The organism is Sphingopyxis sp., from assembly GCF_016793825.1.
GTDB lineage: Bacteria > Pseudomonadota > Alphaproteobacteria > Sphingomonadales > Sphingomonadaceae > Sphingopyxis.
This window is the reverse complement of the sequence record NZ_JAEULM010000021.1, coordinates 101,824-118,246: the sequence shown is the minus strand read 5'-3', so window position 1 is coordinate 118,246 and position 16,423 is coordinate 101,824. Positions and strand designations below refer to the sequence as shown.

The window sequence follows — 16,423 nt, the reverse complement described above, 5'->3', positions numbered from 1 at the left end:
AGTGGATCGCGCATGTTTCCCGTAATCGGCATCGTCGTACTGATCCTGCTGGTGTTTGGGGGCTTCGCGCTGACCGGCGGCAACCTCGAGCCCGTTCTCCATGCGCTTCCTCACGAAATGCTCATCATTGGCGGTGCCGCGATCGGCTCGCTGATCATCGGCAATTCGGGCGCCGATCTGAAGGCGCTGGCCGGCGGACTGGGCAAAGTGTTCAAGGGGCCGGCCTACAAGAAGCAGGACTATCTCGACTGCATCCTGCTCGTCTCGACGCTGATGAAGATGATGCGCACCGACGGACCCGTGGCGGTCGAACCGCATATCGAGGATCCGAAAAGCTCCCCGCTCTTTCAGCAATATCCCAAGCTGCTCAAGGACGACACGCTGATCCATCTGATCTGCGATACGCTGCGCCTCGTCGTCGTCTCGTCGGGGACGCTCGACCCGCATGCCGTCGAAGAAGTGATGGACAATGCGCTGAAGAGCCATCGCCACCATGCGATGAAGCCCGCCGACGGTTTGCAGAATCTCGCCGACGCCTTGCCCGCGCTGGGTATTGTCGCGGCGGTGCTCGGCGTCGTGAAGACGATGGGTTCGATCGACAAGCCGCCCGCGATCCTTGGCGGGATGATCGGCTCTGCGCTCGTAGGCACGTTCCTCGGCGTGCTTCTCGCCTATGGCCTCGTCGGTCCGTTCGCGACGCGCGCGAAAGCGGTGATCGAAAGCGACGCCGCAATCTATCACACGGTGAAGCAACTGATCATCGCCTCGCTCCACGGCCACCCGCAGCCGCTGGTGATCGAGGCCGCGCGGTCGGGGGTCGATCATCACAACCAGCCGAGCTTTGCCGAGGTCTTTGACGGGATGCGGGGTCGCTGATGGCCGCGCGTCCCAACCTTGTCCGCCCGATCATCGTCAAGAAGGTTATCGAGGAGGGGCACGGCGGCCACCACGGCGGCGCGTGGAAAGTCGCCTATGCGGACTTCGTGACCGCGATGATGGCCTTCTTTCTGCTGATGTGGCTTCTGGGCGCAACAACCGAAAAGCAGCGCAAGGCGCTCGCCGACTATTTCGCGCCGACGCTCATCAAGACCAAGACCGACGCGGCCGGGGGCTCAGGCCTGTTCGGCGGCGATTCGATCGTCTCGGCCGACAAATATCCGAACCGGGCAGGGCAGACGGGTTCGCGCTCGCTCACCATCCCGAAGGATGCCGTTGGCGGACCGAAAGAGGCCGCGGGCCGCGAGAGCCAGAAAGAGAAGTTCGCGCAGGTCGCGAAGTCGATGATGGACCGTATCCAGAAAAGGGGCGACCTGAAGAGGCTCGCGCGCAACCTGCGCTTCACCGTCACGACCGAAGGCATGCGGATCGATGTGGTCGATGATGCCGATTATTCGATGTTCGTGATGGGGACCAGCCAGCTGACCCCGTCGGGTGCGAAACTGTTCAGCGAAATCGCCAAGCCGATCGCCGAGACGCCGAACCAGGTGATGATCCGCGGCCACACCGACGCGGCGCCCTGGTCGGCCAACGCCGGCATGAACAATTGGCGATTGTCGGTCGACCGCGCCGAGGTCGTTCGGGGCTTCCTCGAATATCGCGGAGTCGCCGGCGAACGCTATGCGCGGATCGAAGGAGTCGCCGATCGCGAGCCTTACAACCCCACCGATCGACTCGATCCGCGCAATCGCCGCATCTCGATCACCCTGGGCTGGCGGGTCGACACTGAAAAATAGTGCCAGTTTGGCAGCATTGAAAATCCTTAACGACGCAATTGCGAGAAGATTGCTGCCAATCTGGCAATAACTCTTTATTTTCAAAGACTTGTGTCGGTTTGGATAATCTTTCGTTTACCATTTTCCTCAATCTCTGTCGCCATCGAAAGCGCCGATTGGGGGGCGCGGTGGAGACGACAATGACTGAGGTGGGGAACAGGACGGATCCATCGGCGCTCGAGGCGCTGATCATCGGGCACAGCCCGGCGGTGGTCCGCCTGCGCGACATGATCCGGCGGGTCGCCCGCTCGAACGCTTCGGTCATGCTCTGCGGTCCTTCGGGATCGGGCAAGGAGCTTGTCGCCCGCGCCATCCACGACGAAGGCGCCCGTTCGGGCAAGGCCTTCTCCGCGATCAACTGCGGAGCCATCCCCGGCGAACTGATCGAATCCGAACTTTTCGGGCATGAAAAGGGCAGCTTCACCGGCGCCCACGCCCGCCGCATCGGCCATTTCGAAGCGAGCGAGGGCGGCACGCTCTTCCTCGACGAAATCGGCGACATGCGTTTCGACATGCAGGTCAAGCTGCTGCGCGTGCTGGAAGACCGGACGATCGTTCGCGTCGGCAGCAGCGATCTGAAAAGCGTCGATGTCCGGGTCATTTCCGCGACCCATCAGGATCTTGGCGCCGCGATCGCCGAAGGGCGCTTCCGCGAAGACCTGTTTTTCCGTCTTGGCGTCGTCGTGGTCCAGGTCCCGAGCCTTTCGGACCGCGTCGAGGACATTCCTGCACTGATCCGCCATTTCCAGCGCAGGATGCCGACCGAAGCCAAATGCCGCTATGACGATGCCGCGATGGCGTTGCTCATGCAGCATGGCTGGCCCGGCAATGTCCGCGAGCTCCGCAACTTTGTCGAACGCGCAAGTGTTCTGCATGGTGGCGAGACGCTCGGCGCCGAAGACGTCCTCATCCTTTTGAACCCCACCGCAGCGCTGGCGCCACGGCCGGCTGTCCCCAGCAGCCCGGCCGCGGTGCTGGCCAGCGACGATGACGACCATCATGCGGCGATGCCCTTTGCAAAGACGCCGGCGCCGGGTCGTCCGATCGACCTCAAGCGCGAGATCGAGACGATCGAGCTCGAACAGATTCACAATGCGCTCGACCTTGCCGACGGAATCATCTCGGAGGCGGCGCGCCTGCTGACTCTCAAGCGGACGACGCTGATTGAAAAGATGCGCAAATATGGAGTTCAGCAACAGGCTGCCTGACAACTACCCCACCAGTTTCGGCGCCGCTGAATTCGGCACCGGTCGCACCTTTCCCTCTGCCGCCTGTCCCCACATTGGCGGCAGCAGGGAAGCGGCCGGTGCCGAAACCCTTTTCAGATCACGGAAATTATTGGCGAATCTGACGCCAGGCGGAACTGACGGTAACAATCCCGCCGAGCAACTCGTCGAGGTCGTCAGCATCGTTCGCCGTGACCGCATCGTCGAGCTTGCGGCGCATGCTGCGATAGACGCGCGATAGCGCGACGGCGACGTCGCCGCCCTGGTCATGGTCGAGCCCGACGTCGAGTCCGATCAGGATCGCGCGGGCGCGGTGGGCGGGCTCGGTCGCCGACACCCGTTGGCCCTGGCGCACCATCGACACGAGGACGCCGACCGCCGTCTCAAGCTCGTCATACAGCATGGTGACGAGTTCGATCGGGTCGGACGCGACCGCGCGGCTTTCATTTTGCATGCGGCGGTAAAGTCCGGCAGCGCGGACGGTCGAGGCGGTGGCGGGCACGGTCGTAATCATCAATCGTCCGACTTCGTCCACATCTTGATCTGTTGTTCAAGATAGGCCTGCGTCGCCTTGAAAGCGTTCAGCTTGACGTCGAGCGCGCTATACTGCTTCTCGAGCCGCGCCTTGTAGGCCGCCTCGCGCTCCTCGACCTTGCTGAGCTGGTCGGCAAGCGACTTGTTCTTGTCCGAAAGCGATTTTTCCACGCGGCCGATAACGCCGTCGCTGGCGATCGCCTTGTCGCGAATCGCGTCGAGCATGCCGGCGATACCCGGATCGGTGGTTTCGTTGTGCGTCCCGTCGCGCAGCGGATTGAACAGCCCCTCGACCGCGCCGGCATCGGATGCGAGAACCGCATCGAGTTTGGTCTTGTCGAGGGACAGGGTTCCGTCCTTCGCGGTGGAAATGCCGATATCCGACAATTTGCTGATGCTGCCATGGCTGGTCAGCACCTTGTTCACCAAACCCTGGAGCTGTGTTTCGAGGTCGCGCAGGCCCGTCGTCACACCCGACAGCTTCGACGCGGCCTGCAAGCTCTTCTTGAGCTGGTTGTACACGTCCACGAAGTCGCCGACGGTCTGCTTGATCATGTCGAGCGGGCGGTTGGCGCCCAAATCGACGGGTTGGCCGGGCGCGGCCTTCTTGAGCGTCAGCGACATGCCGGGCACGACGTCGTCGATCGTGTTCGACGCGCGACTGAAGGCGACGCCATCCAGCGTGAATTCGGCATTCGCCGCCGCCTGGCCGACCGACAGGCCGCCGTTTGTCGCAAAGCCGTTGAGCCCGGGATCGGCGCCCCCATCGGCGGTCAGCGTAAACGCATTGTCTGCCCCCGTTGCCCCCTTCAGGATCAGGCGGCTTCCGCCCTGGTCGGCGATGATCGATGCGGTGACGCCGGCGCCGCTCGCGTTGATCGCCGTGGCAAGCCCTTCGAGGCTGTTGTTCGTGGCCCCGACCGTGATCGTCTTCGCGACGCCGTTGACCGTCAGCGTCATCGTGCCGGTGCCGATCGCGGCGGTCTTGTCGGCGACGATCCCCGAATAGCTGCTTTGGGCGCGGGCGAGGCTGTTGACGACGATCGTCGCGGCGAACTTGTCGGCCTGCAGCCCCGCGCGTGCGGTCGCGGAAAGCACGCTTTCGTCCGAAACGGTCGGCTTGCTGCGCAGCGAACCGTCGGAGATCATCTGTTCGAGCGAATCGGCAAAGCCGACGAGGTCCGATCGGGCCTGCGATACCGCGCTGATCCGCGCCTGGTTCGCGGTCACAAGGCCGCTCAGGCGCGTCACCTTCGGATCGCGCGATGCCGCAGCGAGGTCGGTGACGAGCTGTTTGATGTCGATTCCCGACCCGGCACCCAGCGAAGAGGCGATAGACGTAACCATGGCAGATATCCTTCGTATCTCTTAACGGTCCCGTTTCCCGGACCTTAAGGGCCGATGGATCAATTTTGCCGGCGGCCCTCGGGGTCGAAGCGGTGCGACGGAGGAACCTCGACCCAAGGCTTGCTCAGGCCCTCAGTGACCGCGCGTTCGAGCTGGAACACGAACGCAAGAATGGTGGCGACCGCGACGAACAGCTCTTCGGGGATCGTGCGCCCCGCGCGCGCCGTGAAATAGATCGCGCGGGCGAGCTGCGGATATTCGAGGATCGGCACATTGGCTGCGCGCGCCAGTTCGCGGATCGACAGCGCGACATCGCCGCGGCCGCGGGCAACCACGACAGGCGCGGCATCCTGACCGGGGCGATAGCGAAGCGCGACCGAGAAATGGGTCGGGTTGGTCAGGATGACCGTCGCGTCGGACACCGCCTTGCGTGCCGAACCGCTCAGTATCTCGTGGGCCCGCTGGCGCTGCGCCTGCTTGAGTTCGGGCGCGCCGTCGGATTCGCGCGATTCTTCCTTCACTTCCTGCTTGCTCATCATCAGCCGCCGGTTGCGCTGATACCATTGCGCCGGCACGTCGATCAGCGCGATGACGACGAGGCCGCCGGCCATCGCGAGCATCGAATGGCCGATTGCCTTGCCCGCAAGTCCGATCGCGCCCTGGAGATCGGCCTGCGCCATCGTCATGATCCGGGGCATGCTGTCGGCGACGAGCCAGTAGCCAATGGAACCGAGCAGGAGCACCTTGGCCAGCGACTTGACCAGTTCGATCACGCCCTGCGCGCCGAATATGCGCTTGATGCCGCTCAGGGGGTTGAGGCGGCTGCCCTTGAATCCCAGCGCCTTGCCGCGCCAGCCCAGCGAACCCAGCATCGCGGGCGCGGCGATGCTCGCCGCGATCGCAAGCCCGAACAGCGCGGCAAGCGGCAGGAGCACCTCGGTGCCGTTGCGCACCAACGCCTCGCCGGGCGCGAAATGCGCCACGTCATCGGCATCGAGGGTGAGGCCGCGTTTCAACAGATCGCCCGCGGCCTGGACAAGCCAACCCCCCGCAGCGAGCAGCCAGCCGGCACCCGCGAGCATCATCAGCGCGGTCGCCAGTTCGCGCGACATCAGCACATCGCCTTCGCGGGCCGAATCGGCCAGCTTCTTGGCAGTTGGCTGTTCGGTCTTCTGGTCGCGTTCGGTCGTTCCCGCCATCGCTCAGCGTCCCGCAGCGATCACGCGCGACATGTCGAGCGCGTCGGAAAAGAAGCGGGCAATCGCCTCGGCCATCGCCGGGGTCGCCATGGCGAGCAGGATGATGCCGGCGAGAAGGGTTGCGGGCAGCCCGACGGCGAAGAGGTTCATCGCCGGCGCCGATCGTCCGATCACGCCCATGATCATCTGCACGAGGATCATGACGAAGCCTACCGGCAGCGCGATCGTCAACCCGGCCGCGAACATCAGGCTTGCGAACTGGACGATGCCGCCGATCGCCGCGAATGAGGGAAAGGCGTTGCCGGGTGGCAGGGCGCGATAGCTGTCGACAATGATTTCGATCAGCAGCAGATGTCCGTTCGCAGCCAGAAAGAGCGCGGTTGCGAGCATGGAGAGAAACTGCCCGACCACGCTGCTCGACGCGCCGCTCATGGGGTCGACCATCGACGCAAAGCCGAGGCCCATCGCGTTGCTGATCGCTTCGCCGCCAAGCAGCGCGGCGGCAAGCCCCATCTGGAGTACGAAGCCGATGGCGAGCCCGATGACGACCTCGCCGACGACTGTGAGCAGGCCCGGGACCGAGACGATCCCCTCGGGCGGCAATGTCATGCCCGACGCCGCCACGGCGGGCACCCCCACGGCCAGCGCGATCACCAGCCGCAACTGGACGGGCACGCTTGCGGCACCGAAAACCGGCGCGGCCAGAAAGGCGGCGCCGGGCCGGATCATGCCCAGCATCCACAGCTGGAGCATCGCCTCGATGTTCGGGACGGGAATATCGGGGGTCATCGGCGCCCTTGGAATCCTAGCGGACCAGGTTCGGGATCTGCGCGAAAATGTCCTGCGTGAAATCGGTGAGCAGCACGAGGATGCTGCTGCCGAAGATGGCAAGGCAGATGGCGGTCACGATCAGTTTGGGCACGAAGCTCAGCGTCTGTTCGTTGATCGAGGTCGCCGCCTGCACCATGCCCAGCAGCACGCCGACCACCAGGATCGGAATCAGGATCGGCGCGGAGGCGAGCGCGAGAATCCACAGCGATTGCTGCGCGACCCCGACGAAATAATCGGCTTCCATGATCCCTAGGTCCCGAAGGAAGAAGCGAGCGAGCCCATCGTCAGCGCCCAGCCGTCGACAAGAACGAAAAGCAGCAGCTTGAAGGGCATCGATATGACCGTTGGCGACAACATCATCATACCGAGCGACATCAGTGCCGATGCGACGATCAGGTCGATGATCAGAAAGGGCAGAAAGATCAGAAAGCCGATCTGGAACGCGGTCTTGAGCTCGCTGGTCACGAACGCCGGGAGCACGATCGAGAAGGGAACATCCTTCGGACTCGCATAATTCGGCGCTTTCGCGATGTTCGCGAACATCATCAGGTCGGATTTGCGCGTCTGGCTCATCATGAAACCGTGAAGCGCATCGCCCGATCGCGACACGGCGGTGCCGATATCGATCTGTTCCTGGCCATAGGGTTCGATCGCGACGCGGTTCACTTCGCTGATCACCGGCTGCATCACGAACAGCGAAAGAAAGAGGCTGAGGCCCACCAGCACCTGGTTCGGCGGTGTCTGCTGCAAACCCAGCGCATGGCGCAGGATCGACAGCACGATGATGATCCGTGTGAAACTGGTCATCATCAGGAGCAGCGACGGCAACACCGTCAGCAGGCTCATCAGGACGAGGATCTGTAGCGACAGCGACAGCGGGCGACCATCGCCGCCGATTTCGTTCACCGCGCGTGTCAGGCCGCCCGCTTCCTGTGCAAGCGCCGGGGCCGCGGCGGCGAGCAGCGCGATGCCGCCCGCCAGGGCGGCCCGTCGCAGCCAGCGCGCACGCGGCGAAAGGCTTTTAGCCGGCATGGAAATCGCCCTGACTATTGTCGGCGAGCCGGGTGACATTGCCGCGCGACACCGACAGCAGGATCTGCTGTCCGGCGAATTCGACAACCGCAAGTTTGGTGCCGGGCCCAAGCGGGAGGACGCCGATCATCTCGATCGGACGCTGCTGCTTCGCGGCGCCGCCGGTCAGCGGCACGCCCATCTGCACGCGCTTCCACAGCCACAGGCTGCCCCACGCCATGCCGCCGACGAGCGGCAGCAGGATCAGCAGGCGAAGAATATATTCGAGCATCAGGCCCTCCGGTCGAAACCGGCGATGCCGCGCTCGGGCGCGACCACTTCGGCGACCTGGATGCCATAGCGACCATCGACGCTGACGATCTCGCCCTTCGCGATCAACGTGCCATTGGCATAGATGTCGAGCAGTTCGTTCGCGGCCCGGTCGAGTTCGACCACGCTGCCTTCGGACAGCGACAGCAATTCGGCCAGCGTCATCGAGGTCGAACCGACCTCGACCGACACGCGCAGCGAGACGCCGGCAAGCAGGTCGAAATTGGGTGCCGCGGCGATGCTCTTGTCGCGCCGGTCGTTCCGGGCGGGCGCTTCGCTGAGGTCAGTCATTGTCGGATCCTTCTTCGATACGTTCGATCATGATCGCGGCGTTGCCATTGGCTTCACCGATGCTGCCGTACGCAAAATTGCGGCCGGCGACGGTTACTGGAACATTGCGCGGAATGGTTAACGGAATGATATCACCGACCTCCAAAGAGAGCAGTTTCACCAAAGAAATTTCGGGGCGGGCAAGAACCGAGCGCACGGGCATGCGAACGGTCTTGAGGGCCTTGTTCAAGGTGGTGGTCCACACCGGGTCCACGGCGGGGGCATCGCGCATTTCGGGAACCGGATCGGCCCCCGCGATTCCGCGCAGGGCGGCCTGCGGATAGGCGCAAAGGATCGTGCGCCCCTCGAACACCCCGCCGCGCAGCGTGAAGCGCTGGACGAGCAGTTCGTCGTCGGCGCGCACCGCGGCAAGTTTCGCCGGGTCGCTGGTGACGGCATCGAGTTCGGGCTCGATCCCCGACTTCCAGGCGGCGGCGAGCTGCATGCCCATATCGCGGCCGAGGCGCGCGGCGAAGCGCTCTTCGGCATCGGTCAGGTCTTCGCGTTCGCCGACGTTCTGGCCTTTGCCGCCGTAAAAGATGTCGACGAGCTGAAGGACCAGCGGACGCGATGCGGCGAGCAGCACCGGGCCCTTGAGGGGCGGGGCATGATAGCGCCAGAACAGGCCGGGCGCGACTTCGCCGCACCAGTCGGCAAAGCGCATCTGCACTGCGGGCGCACGCTCGATCTGGATCGTCGGCGCGCCGAGCGCGCGAACGAGATCGCGCAGGGACCGCGCGAACTGGTTGCCGACGCTGTCGAGAACCGGAAAGGCATAGCTGTCTTCGGACTTGCGCAGCAGCAGCGACGCTTTCGCGTCGGCGGCCTGCTTCGCCGTGGCGTCGACGGGTTTCGGTTCCAGGCTCACTGGATCACCAGGCTCGTGAAATAGACGTTGTCGATGCCGCCGAAGCCTTCCTTTTCCCGCAGCACATCGTTGATCGCGTTGGTGAGCTGACGCTGAAGCTGTTGCTTGCCCTGCGAGGTCGAAAGCAGTGCGGGATCCTGTTCGGCGAGCACCATCAGCACCGCCGAGCGAATCGGTACCTGCTGTCGTTTGATGTTGGAGATCACCTTTCCGTCATAGAAGGTCGACAGGCTGATCCCGACCTGCAGAAAGCCCGAACCGTCCGCGAGGTTGGTCGTGAAGGCGTCGGTGATCGGGTAATAGGTGATTTCATATTTGCTCGGGTCGACCTTGAAGCGGTCGTTCGGGACAGACACGGTGCCTACCTTCGGCGCCGCCTCGCCGCCTTCGCCGCCCTCGGCCGCCGCTGCTTCCTCGACGCCCTCGCTGCGGGCGACAAGCTTTGGATAATGGTCCTCGGGCTTCGCTTCATGGGCACTGCCGAGACCGCCGCCCAGATAGATGCCCGCGCCGGCGCCCGCGCTGATCAGCGCCGTTCCGCCGATGCCCAGCACCAGCAGCTTCTTCATCTTGCCGCCCTTCTTGGGTTCGACGGCTTCGGGTGCTTTTTCCTTGCTCATGGTCAGGCCTCTTCTGGTCAGGCAAAGCGACCGCGGCGGTTCGCGTCGCGTTCGTCATGGGTGGCGTCCGCCTGATCGGCGGCGGTTTCAATCAGGTGGCTGGAGTCGGGCATGGTGCCGCGCCCCTGACTCTGGTTCTGTTGCTGGCGGCCCGCTTCGGCGGGGGTGTGCGTCACATGCGTGTCGGCGACGCGCACACCTTGCTGGCGAAGATCCTCGACGAGGCGCGGCTGCGCTGCCGCGACGACCGTCGCGGTGGCTTCATGCTGTGCGTCGAGGCGGACGGTGACGCCCTCGTCGCCGCTCAGCATCGACACGTCGAGGCGGCCGAGGTGGCGCGGCATCAGACGGAAACTGATGTCGCCCTTGTCCGATTTGGTCGCGGCAATGTCGGCGGCGAGCTGCGCGATCCACTGGTCGTCGCTGCTCAGGTCGAGCACGCGCTCGGCGACCGGTGCGGCTTTCGCGGCTTCGCCGAGCGTCGTGGCGCCCTGCATTCCGGGTTGCTGGAAGAGCACGGCCATCGATGCGCCGGTATCGATCAACGGCTTTGCAGCCTTCGGTTCGGTGGTGGCAATCGCGGCGGGTTGCGGCTGGACGGTATCGGTGGTCTTGGCCGCGGACGGTGCTGCCAGCGCCGGGTCGGCCTGACGCTGGGGCGCGGTCGTGCCCGGGACGGCGGACTTTGCCGTCTTCGCGGCGACCGGCTTGTCGGCCGTCGGCAACGCGGTGGCGATCGCGACAGCGATTACCGGGGTTTCCATGACGGTTTGGGCGGCCGGCGCGACGCTGGCAGCCGGGACATCGACGGCCGGGAGCGCAGCCTCGGCGTCGGCGGCCGGGACGTCGGTTCCATCCTGAATCCGCGGAGCAGCCTTTTCGGTCTTCGGAGCCGCATCCCTGGGCGGGGTTGCGACCGCGATCAGCAGGCTGGCGGCCGCGGCGGCGTCGCCTTCGGGATGCGCATCGACAACCGTAGCGGTCGGCACAGCTGCGGGGGCGTCGGGCGAGGCTTCGCTGCCGGGCTGGGGCAGCCCGAACAAGGCAGCCGCGGGCGGGGCCGGCGGTGTCGTCTGGACAGGAAGGGCGTCTGGAGAAAGGGTCATGACCTGCGCGCTGCCCGGCACGCCGGGTAGCGTTGTGGCGGCCGTCGGAGCGGCGGTTGCCGCCGCCGGAAGCGCCGCGAAAAGCTGTTCGAAACCGGGCGCATCGGCAGAGGTGCCTGTCGGGACTGCCTGGCCGAGCATCGCGAGAATCGACGCGGTGCCAGCCTGCGCCGGGGCCTGGTTGAGTGCGCCCATCATGCCGCACCGCCGTCGAGCAGGCGCAGGCTCATCGCGCGGCGGCGATGCGGGCGGTTGGCGTCGGTGCGGCGTTCCATCTCGGCCTCTGCCGAGCGGCGGCTGCGTTCGTAGAGACGCACCGCCGATTCTTCCTTCACCATCGCGTTCTGGGCAATGAGGCCGGCTTCATCGCGGCGAACGCTGGCGTTGACCAGCGGCGCGGCCAGATTTTCCTTTGCCATGTCAAGCCGCATGCCGAGTTCGCCGATCGTGTTGAGGGCCCGGCCGGCGACGGCGCCTTTCGCCATCGCAAGGTCGGCACGGAGCGTTTCGAGGCGTTTCGAAAGCTCGACGAGGCTTGCAAGCTCGCCCGTGGCGCGCGCAAGATTGGCCTCCGCCATCTGATGTTCGACGGTGCGCACGCGAATGATACGTTTGCGGCGTGCGGTGCGGGCATTCATGCGGAATATCCTTCAATCAGGGCTTGGCGGGAGCGTTCGAAATCGACCTGCGCAGCGGCGGGCTGCGAGACGAAGGCAAGCTGGTGGGCGCGCAGTGCGATCGCTTCGTCGAGCACCGGATCGGCGCCGGCGACATAAGCGCCCATCAACATCAGGTCGCGATTCTCTTCATACGCCGACCAGAGCTGGCGGAAACGCGCGGCGGCGGCGGCATGGTCGGAATCGACCGAATCGACCATCGTGCGCGATAGCGAACGGGCGATGTCGATCGCGGGATAAACCCCTTGTTCGGCAAGGGTGCGCGACAGGATGATATGGCCATCGACGATCGCGCGGGCGCTATCGACGACGGGGTCGTCGATGTCGCCCCCGTCGGCCAGAACGGTGTAAAGCGCCGTGATCGATCCACCGGTCGCATTGTCGTTGCCGGCCCGCTCGACGAGCGCGGGGATCAGCGCGAACACCGACGGAGGATAGCCCTTCATCGTCGGCGGTTCGCCCAGCGTCAGCCCGATCTCGCGCTGTGCGTGCGCGACGCGGGTCAGGCTGTCGATCAGGAGCAGGACTTTCTTGCCGTCGGCGCGGAAGGCTTCGGCGATTGCCGTCGCGCGCATCGCCGCGCGCAGGCGCAGCAACGGGGGATGGTCGGCGGGAACCGCAACCACGACGGCCTTCTTGCGGACGGCCGGAGGCAGCTTGGTTTCGACGAAGTCGCTGACTTCGCGGCTGCGCTCGCCGATCAGGCCGACGACGATCACGTCGCATTCGGTGCCGGCGATCATCTGTCCCATCAGCACCGATTTGCCGACGCCCGAGCCCGCAATGATCGCGACGCGCTGACCTTCGCCGACGGTGAGGAGGCCGTTGATGGCGCGGACGCCCATGTTCAGCGGCCGGGTGACGCGACCGCGGCGGAGCGGATTGACCTTGCGACCGGCGAGCGGCCACTGGAACTGGGACGTGACAGCGGGGCGGCCGTCGAGCGGATTGCCCTGCGCATCGATGATGCGGCCGAGCAGCGCCTTGCCGACGGGAACCATCGAACTCGCGCCGTGCGGCTCGACCGGCGCGCCGGTGACGAGCGGCATGTTGGTATCGAAGGGAAGCACCAGGCTGCGATGGCCGCGGAAGCCGACGACCTCGCCATAGACATAGTCGTTGTTCGCCGACTTGATGCGAACGTTGCTGCCGAGCGGCTGCGGGAAACCCGATACTTCGAGCATGATCCCCTCGTGCGCGACGAGCGTGCCGATCCGGCGTGGCGACGCATCGCCAAGATCGACCGGCGCGAGCAGTTGCTGCGCGGACAGGGCGAGGCGGCGCGTCATGCGGCAACGCCTTCGATGCCCAGCGCGGCGCGCAGTTCATTCAGATAGACGGCGCGGCCATGTTCGATCCAGCCAGCCGAGGTTTCGATCCGCACGGTGCCGCGCGTCATCGACGGATCGGCTTCGATGGGCAGGGCAATAGGGGAATCCATAAGCAGTACGGCGTCGGCGGGGTGCACCCACAGCGTGCGTGCCTTGTCGGCCTCGGCGACCATCGCCGCCGCGGCTTCGGCCTGCGCCCGGAGCCAATCGGCGTCGATCGCGGCGTTGTCGACGATCTGGCGAACGAGCCGCTCGACCGTTTCGGCGATCAGCTGGGCAAGCTCCTCGCTCGGTTCGTCCTGAAGGACCTCGGCGCTCGCGGCCAGCGCAAGCAACCGCTGGCGCTCGACGGCAAAGGCGGCCTCGGCGAGGCGCTGACCCTCGGCAAGGCCGAGGGCAAAGGGATCGTCGGCAGCCTCGGACTCGAACGCCGTATCGGCGGCCGCCACCTGCGGCGCGGCCATGCCGTCGAAGTGCAGCGGACGAAAACCGCGGCCCTGCGCCATCGCATGGGCAAGCGAGATGACGGTCCGTTCGGCGGCGTGATCAGACATAGTCGTCGCCCGCGCCCGCGATCATGATTTCGCCCGACGACGCCATCTGGCGCACGACCTGCATGATCGCCTTCTGCGCTTCGTCGACATCGACGCGCTTGACCATCGTCATTTCGGCCATCTCGTCGCGGATCGTTTCCGACGCACGCTTCGACATGGTGGCAAGGCAACGGTCGACCATGTCTTCGTCGGTGCCCTTGAGCGCGATCGCGAGTTGCGCGGCGTCGACGCTGCGCAGGACGGTGCCGAGGCTCTTGGCGTCGAGATCGCGCAGATTTTCGAAGATGAACATCTCTTCCTCGATGATCTGGGCGAGAAGCTTGTCCTGCTTCTTGAGTGCCCGGATGGTGCGTTCGCTAAGCTGCTTCGGCATCTTCTTCATGATCTTCGCGACGTCGCCGGGGCCACCGATCGGTTGTTTGGCGACCCGCTGGCCGCCGACATTGGCGGAGGCGAGGACGGCTTCCAGGTCTTCGATCGCGGCGGCGGGGACGGACGAGAGCTGCGCTGCGCGCAGTACCAGTTCGGCCTGCAGGATTTCGTCGAGCGTCTCGATCGCGCGCGCCGCGACGTCGGGAACGAGGACCGACAGGATCAGGGCGCCGACCTGCGGATGCTCGTTTGCGAGCAGCGCGCTGATCGCATCGACATCCATCCAGCGCAGCATCTCGAGCGACGCGGCGCTCGACTGCGGTGCAACGGCGGCCAGAATATTGTCGGCGCGGACATTGCCGACCGCCTGATTGATCACGGTGCGGATGCGCATGTCGGCCCCGACCGCGAGGGCGCTGACGCCGCGGCTCTGGGTCACGAACTGGTCGAGCGCCTGGTCGATCTGCCCCTCGCTCGCGTTCGCGCTTTCGAACATCGACTTGGCGAGCTGGCGCACTTCATCGGCATCGAGATGCTTCAGGATCGTTGCCGCTTCTTCTTCTTCCAGCAGCATCAGCAGAATGGCGGCGGCCGACGAGCCTCCCAGAGGCGGCTTCGCGCGCGGGGTTTCGACGTCCATTTCCATGTCGAGGTCGTCAGCCACGTGCGCCCTCCTGCATCAACTGGCGGACGACAAGGGCAGCGCGGGCCGAGTCCTGGCGCACGAAAGCGCGAACGAGGTTGGCGCGCGCCTCATAGCTTGGCGCCGCCTCGATCATTTCAAGCGTGATCTCGCGGTTGGCGCCGCGGGGGGCTGCGAGCGCCGCCTGATTGTCGGCGACCGCGAGCAGGCTCTCCTCGATCTTGGCGTCGCGTTCGGCGCGCTGGGCGCTGCGCTGCTTTGCGGCCTTGATCATCGGGCGGCCGATGAAGAAGAAGGCAAGGATGGCGGCGAGGACGGCGCCGATCTGTTTGATGAGCGGCATGAACCACGGGGCGTCGTAAAAGGCCGGTGCGGCATCTTCGACCTTGGCGAAGGGGCGCTGACTGATCGCCACCTGATCGCCGCGCGTCGCATCATAGCCGACGGCGCCTTTTACCAGCGCGTCGATCTTGGCGATGTCGGCCTGCGTCAGCGCCTTCTTGCCCTGATTGAGCGCGACCGCGACCGAAACGCGGCGAAGCTGACCCTGCGGCTGATGGGTGACAGAGATTTCGCGACCGACCTCATAGGCGCGGGTCGCGTTTTCGTTGCTGTTCGTCTGCGTTGCCGGCGGCGCGCCGGGTGCCGAGGGGAGGGGCGCGGTATTGGTGACGGTCGACGCCTGCGGCGGCTGGTTCGACAGCGCGCCGGGGATGCCGACGGCGGGGGCATTGCCTTCGCCGCTGACGGTGCGGGTGACCTGTTCGTTGGTCAGCGCGCGGTCGTCCTTGGGGAAACTCTCGCGCGTGGCCTGGCTTTCGGACATGTCGACGTCGGCGTGGACCTCGACGCTATAGTTGCCGGCCCCGAGCATCGGCCCGAGCAGCGTGTCCAGCGCGCGGCGGAAGCGTTCTTCCATCTGCGTCTGGAGCTGGAAGGATTTCATGTCGGCATTCGACACGCCGTCGCTGAGCAGCGAGCCGCGCTGGTCGATCACCTGAACCTCGTCGGCATTCATGCCGGGGACCGAGGACGCGACGAGGAAACGGATCGCCTGTACCTGGCCGTCGGACAGGCTGCGGCCGTTCTGAAGTGTCAGCATGACCGAAGCCGTCGCGGGCTTGTCCTCGCGAACGAAAAGGCTGGGCTCGGCCGCTGCGATATGGACGCGCGCGACCTTGACCGCATCGATCGTCTCGATCGTCCGCGACAGGTCGGCCTCCCGCGCCGAGCGGAGCGTTTCGCCTTCGATCGCCCGGCTCGACCCCATCGGAAGCGAGGCGATCAGGCTGTCGCCGCTCGGTTGGGCTTTGGGAAGGCCCTGGCCGGCGAGCGCGATGCGCGCCTGATAGAGCTTGTCGGCATCGACGGTCAGCGCACCGGTCGTCGGGTCGATGGTGTGCGCGATTCCCTGCGACTGAAGCGCATCGGCGACCGCCGCCTTGTCGCTGTCGTCGAGGCCGGCGAACAACGGAGCCTGCGGTGCCGCGGTCGTCATGAAATAGGCCAGTGCGGCGATGCCGATCGCGGTGGTGGTTGCGATCATCGGCAGCGCGCGCTGGATGGCGGGCTGGCGGACGAACTGTTGCACCGGCGCAAAGCGCCCCGCCATGCCGGGGACCGGCAGGCGGTTGGTGTCGTCGACGGGGGTCAGGATATGGGTTTCGGCCAT

General features: G+C 65.5%; 19 protein-coding genes. 3 read left to right on the top strand and 16 right to left on the bottom strand.

The features are described 5' to 3' along the window. Positions 1-12 precede the first annotated feature (12 nt). From motA to JNM03_RS06795, 3 genes are all read left to right on the top strand, one after another. Positions 13-876: a flagellar motor stator protein MotA gene (gene motA / locus JNM03_RS06805; RefSeq protein ID WP_294035560.1), complete on the top strand. Its 864-nt coding sequence runs from the start codon at positions 13-15 to the stop codon at positions 874-876. Next, positions 876-1,733: a flagellar motor protein MotB gene (locus JNM03_RS06800; RefSeq protein ID WP_294035558.1), complete on the top strand. Its 858-nt coding sequence runs from the start codon at positions 876-878 to the stop codon at positions 1,731-1,733. The genes motA and JNM03_RS06800 overlap by 1 nt, the downstream gene beginning before the upstream one ends. A 179-nt stretch (positions 1,734-1,912) precedes the next feature. Then, positions 1,913-2,980, top strand: a complete 1,068-nt coding sequence (locus tag JNM03_RS06795) for a sigma-54-dependent Fis family transcriptional regulator (protein ID WP_294035556.1) — start codon at positions 1,913-1,915, stop codon at positions 2,978-2,980. A gap of 127 nt (positions 2,981-3,107) precedes the next feature. Here the strand turns inward: JNM03_RS06795 and JNM03_RS06790 are convergent, their stop codons facing one another. Genes JNM03_RS06790 through fliF form a run of 16 tightly spaced genes read right to left on the bottom strand, consistent with a single transcriptional unit; the run spans position 3,108 to position 16,423 of the window. Further along, on the bottom strand, positions 3,108-3,512 hold the full coding sequence (locus tag JNM03_RS06790; RefSeq protein WP_294035651.1) for a flagellar protein FliS: 405 nt from the start codon (positions 3,510-3,512) through the stop codon (positions 3,108-3,110). Then, positions 3,512-4,879, bottom strand: coding sequence for a flagellar filament capping protein FliD (gene fliD, locus JNM03_RS06785; RefSeq protein ID WP_294035554.1), 1,368 nt, complete (start codon positions 4,877-4,879; stop codon positions 3,512-3,514). Before fliD ends, JNM03_RS06790 begins: the two co-directional genes overlap by 1 nt. Positions 4,880-4,938: 59 nt before the next feature. Beyond that, complete coding sequence (gene flhB / locus JNM03_RS06780) at positions 4,939-6,078, bottom strand: flagellar type III secretion system protein FlhB (RefSeq protein ID WP_294035552.1); 1,140 nt, start codon at positions 6,076-6,078, stop codon at positions 4,939-4,941. 3 nt (positions 6,079-6,081) lie between these two features. Next, positions 6,082-6,867, bottom strand: a complete 786-nt coding sequence (fliR, locus tag JNM03_RS06775) for a flagellar biosynthetic protein FliR (RefSeq protein WP_294035550.1) — start codon at positions 6,865-6,867, stop codon at positions 6,082-6,084. 16 nt (positions 6,868-6,883) lie between these two features. Beyond that, entirely contained in the window at positions 6,884-7,153 is a 270-nt protein-coding gene (locus JNM03_RS06770; protein ID WP_294035548.1) for a flagellar biosynthetic protein FliQ, read from the bottom strand. 5 nt (positions 7,154-7,158) lie between these two features. Further along, positions 7,159-7,941 (bottom strand): flagellar type III secretion system pore protein FliP, encoded by a 783-nt coding sequence (gene fliP, locus JNM03_RS06765; RefSeq protein WP_294035546.1) that lies wholly within the window; start codon positions 7,939-7,941, stop codon positions 7,159-7,161. Continuing rightward, positions 7,931-8,212, bottom strand: a complete 282-nt coding sequence (locus JNM03_RS06760; RefSeq protein ID WP_294035544.1) for a flagellar biosynthetic protein FliO — start codon at positions 8,210-8,212, stop codon at positions 7,931-7,933. The genes fliP and JNM03_RS06760 overlap by 11 nt, the downstream gene beginning before the upstream one ends. Continuing rightward, positions 8,212-8,541 (bottom strand): flagellar motor switch protein FliN, encoded by a 330-nt coding sequence (gene fliN, locus JNM03_RS06755; protein WP_294035543.1) that lies wholly within the window; start codon positions 8,539-8,541, stop codon positions 8,212-8,214. Before fliN ends, JNM03_RS06760 begins: the two co-directional genes overlap by 1 nt. After that, entirely contained in the window at positions 8,534-9,448 is a 915-nt protein-coding gene (locus JNM03_RS06750) for a flagellar motor switch protein FliM (RefSeq protein WP_294035541.1), read from the bottom strand. Before JNM03_RS06750 ends, fliN begins: the two co-directional genes overlap by 8 nt. Continuing rightward, the gene (gene fliL / locus JNM03_RS06745; protein ID WP_294035539.1) at positions 9,445-10,068 is read right to left on the bottom strand and encodes a flagellar basal body-associated protein FliL; all 624 of its coding nucleotides are present in this window, start codon (positions 10,066-10,068) and stop codon (positions 9,445-9,447) included. Before fliL ends, JNM03_RS06750 begins: the two co-directional genes overlap by 4 nt. A gap of 17 nt (positions 10,069-10,085) precedes the next feature. After that, positions 10,086-11,372: a flagellar hook-length control protein FliK gene (locus JNM03_RS06740; protein ID WP_294035537.1), complete on the bottom strand. Its 1,287-nt coding sequence runs from the start codon at positions 11,370-11,372 to the stop codon at positions 10,086-10,088. After that, positions 11,369-11,812 (bottom strand): hypothetical protein, encoded by a 444-nt coding sequence (locus JNM03_RS06735; RefSeq protein ID WP_294035535.1) that lies wholly within the window; start codon positions 11,810-11,812, stop codon positions 11,369-11,371. The genes JNM03_RS06740 and JNM03_RS06735 overlap by 4 nt, the downstream gene beginning before the upstream one ends. Next, a complete protein-coding gene (locus JNM03_RS06730; protein WP_294035533.1) occupies positions 11,809-13,140 on the bottom strand; it encodes a FliI/YscN family ATPase in 1,332 nt (443 codons plus the stop codon). Before JNM03_RS06730 ends, JNM03_RS06735 begins: the two co-directional genes overlap by 4 nt. Next, a complete protein-coding gene (locus JNM03_RS06725) occupies positions 13,137-13,736 on the bottom strand; it encodes a FliH/SctL family protein (protein ID WP_294035531.1) in 600 nt (199 codons plus the stop codon). Before JNM03_RS06725 ends, JNM03_RS06730 begins: the two co-directional genes overlap by 4 nt. Continuing rightward, positions 13,729-14,772, bottom strand: a complete 1,044-nt coding sequence (fliG, locus tag JNM03_RS06720; protein WP_294035529.1) for a flagellar motor switch protein FliG — start codon at positions 14,770-14,772, stop codon at positions 13,729-13,731. The genes JNM03_RS06725 and fliG overlap by 8 nt, the downstream gene beginning before the upstream one ends. Then, positions 14,765-16,423, bottom strand: a complete 1,659-nt coding sequence (fliF, locus tag JNM03_RS06715) for a flagellar basal-body MS-ring/collar protein FliF (RefSeq protein WP_294035527.1) — start codon at positions 16,421-16,423, stop codon at positions 14,765-14,767. The genes fliG and fliF overlap by 8 nt, the downstream gene beginning before the upstream one ends.